The sequence below is a fragment of the Rhodosalinus sp. genome, assembly GCF_046542825.1.
Taxonomy (GTDB): Bacteria; Pseudomonadota; Alphaproteobacteria; order Rhodobacterales; family Rhodobacteraceae; genus Rhodosalinus.
On the sequence record NZ_JBKHAQ010000193.1, the window covers coordinates 1 to 2531 of the forward strand.

General features: G+C 71.8%; 3 protein-coding genes. All 3 read right to left on the reverse strand.

The window, feature by feature from the left end; translation table 11 throughout:
- Positions 1-124: 124 nt before the first annotated feature.
- The gene (hisG, locus tag ACLFOB_RS14940) at positions 125-820 is read right to left on the reverse strand and encodes an ATP phosphoribosyltransferase (RefSeq protein WP_410926610.1); all 696 of its coding nucleotides are present in this window, start codon (positions 818-820) and stop codon (positions 125-127) included.
- Positions 817-1902 carry an ATP phosphoribosyltransferase regulatory subunit gene (locus ACLFOB_RS14945; RefSeq protein ID WP_410926611.1) on the reverse strand — a complete coding sequence of 362 codons (1086 nt, stop codon included), beginning with the start codon at positions 1900-1902 and terminating at the stop codon, positions 817-819. The genes hisG and ACLFOB_RS14945 overlap by 4 nt, the downstream gene beginning before the upstream one ends.
- On the reverse strand, positions 1899-2531 hold a 633-nt coding region (locus tag ACLFOB_RS14950; protein ID WP_410926612.1), incomplete at its 5' end, for a His/Gly/Thr/Pro-type tRNA ligase C-terminal domain-containing protein. The genes ACLFOB_RS14945 and ACLFOB_RS14950, both read right to left, overlap by 4 nt.

The window sequence follows — 2531 nt, forward strand, 5'->3', positions numbered from 1 at the left end:
ATGTGAAGCCTTGGGTGGTGCCAATGTGGGGCCAGCAAAAGCGAGTGTGGTTTCGCAACAACATCCAGAAAGCGCCTGGCAATCAGGAACCGGAGTATCCCGCGATATTGTCGGAGGCCGCTTTTCAGACGAGCCCCAGCGCTCCCAGAAGTGCGGCCATGGACTCGCCGTCCACTGCGTCGAGCGGTGCCGCGCGTGACCGGTAGAGGGTGGCCTCGCTTTGCAGCACCAGCCCGTCGGAGAGGATCTTCAGGTGATTGGCGCGCAGCGTCTCGCCTGTCGAGGTGATGTCGGCGATCGCCTCCGCGGTCAGGTTGCGGACCGTGCCTTCCGTGGCACCCTGGCTGTCCACGAGGCGATAGTCCGCGACGCCGTGTGCGCGAAGGAACTCGCGCACCAGCCGGTGATACTTGGTCGCGATCCGCAGCCGGTGCCCGTGCGCTTCCCGGAACGCCGCGGCGGCCATGTCGAGATCGTCGAGCGTGTCCACGTCCACCCAGGCCTGCGGCACCGCGATCACCAGGTCGGCGCGACCGAACCCCAGGCCCGCCAGCGCCTCCACCCGGCGCTCCCAGCGCGCCAGCTTCTCGCGCACGAGATCGGTGCCGGTGACGCCCAGGTGCACCCGCCCCGCGGCCAGTTCGCGCGGGATCTCACCGGCCGAAAGCAGCACCAGGGCCACGCCCTCGACCCCCTCGACGGCGCCGGAATATTCCCGCTCGGTCCCGCTGCGCGACAGGCGCACGCCACGGGCGGCGAACCAGTCGGCGCATTGCTCCATCATCCGGCCCTTCGAGGGCACCGCCAGCTTCACCGTCATGCCCCCCCCCCGAGCGCAAGCGTCAGGCCGGGCCGGATCACGCCGCCCACCGCCGGAATCTCGGCCCCCTGCCCAAGCTGGCGCGTCAGCGCGTCGTAGCGCCCGCCGGATGCCACGGGCGGCATGTCGCGCCCCTCGGCGTAGAAGCCGAAGACGAAGCCGTCGTAGTATTCCATCGAGGTGCGGCCATAGCTCGCCTCGAAATCGAGGCGGGCGGGGTCGATGCCCTGCGCCTCCAGCGCGCCCAGCCGCGCGGTCAGGCGTTCGACGGCGGGCAGGATCGCGGGCATGTCGCGCGCGACCTCGTGCAGTCGCTCCAGCGCCCGTGGCGCCGCCCCCCGGACACCCAGCACGGCGTCGAGGCAGGCGACCTCTTCGGGCGCGATCGGGGGCGCTGCCGCATCCTCCCGGAGCGCGGCGATGCGGGCCGCGATCTCATCCTCCGAGCGCAGGCCGATCATCGGGCCGGCCTCGGCCAGCGGGTCGGGATCTTTGAGCAGGGCGAGCCGCGCGGGCGGCACCGGCGCGCGGCCCGCGAAGCGTTCGATCAGCTGGCGAAAGCGGCGCGGGCGCCAGATGTGGCGCATCAGCGCCGCCTTGCGTGGCGCGGTGGTGGTCAGGCCCTGAACCGCCGCGGTCAGGAGGCCGATGTCGCCGGTCGCGGCGCGCAGGGAAAGCGGCGCCAGCGCCGCGGCGAACAGCGCAAAGACCTCTGCCTCGGCCCCTGCCGGATCGCTGCGGTCGAAGACCTCGTAGCCCACCTGGATGTATTCGCTGGCGCGGTCTGGGTCGTCCTCCTGCCGGCGGAACACTTCGCCGGCATAGGTGTAGCGCGCGGGCTCCGCGCCCTCGGCCATGTGCATCTGCACCACCGGCACGGTGAAGTCCGGGCGCAGCATCTGTTCGCCGCGCAGCGGGTCGTGGGTGGTGTAGGCCCGCGCGCGGATATCCTCGCCGTAAAGGTCCAGCAGCGTGTCGGCAGGCTGCAGGATCGCGCAGTCCACGCCGCGCGCGCCCGCGGCCTCGAAGCGCGCCATGAGGCGGGCGGCCTCGGCGCGGGTCTCGGCGCGCGCGGGGGTCATTCCGAGGGGCCGAGGCCGTGGGACGCCAGCATCTCGCGGACCTTCGCCACCAGCTCGCCGCGCGGCACCTCGATCTGGCTGGGGCGCTCCTTCCACTCTTCCAGAGTCGCGCTCTCGGCGATCTGCGCGCCAAGGATCAGGTCCTTGAGCTGCACCACCCCGCGCGCGCGCTCGTCCTCGCCTTCGATGACGGCCACCGGCGCGCCGCGGCGGTCGGCGTATTTCATCTGGTTGCCGAAGTTCTTCGGATTGCCGAGGTAGACCTCGGCGCGGATGCCGGCGGCGCGCAACTCCGACGCCATGGCGAGGTAGTCGGCCATGCGCTCGCGGTCCATCACGGTGACGACGACGGGCCCGCGCTCGGCGGTCCGTATCCGGCCCTTCTCGCGCAGCGCGGCCAGCAGCCGGTCCACGCCGATGGAGACGCCCGTGGCCGGCACCGCCTGCCCGGTGAAGCGCTTGACCAGGTCGTCGTAACGCCCGCCGCCCGCGACCGAGCCGAACTGCCGCGGGCGACCCTTGTCGTCGGTGATCTCGAAGGTGAGCTCGGCCTCGTAGACCGGGCCGGTGTAATAGCCGAGGCCGCGCACCACCGAGGGGTCGATCACGATGCGGTCGGGGCCGTAGCC

What these genes read in the sequence shown, in the direction of transcription:
- hisG (WP_410926610.1), bottom strand. Translation starts at nt 820, where the DNA reads ATGACGGTGAAGCTGGCGGTGCCCTCGAAGGGCCGGATGATGGAGCAA.
- ACLFOB_RS14945 (WP_410926611.1), bottom strand. Translation starts at nt 1,902, where the DNA reads ATGACCCCCGCGCGCGCCGAGACCCGCGCCGAGGCCGCCCGCCTCATG.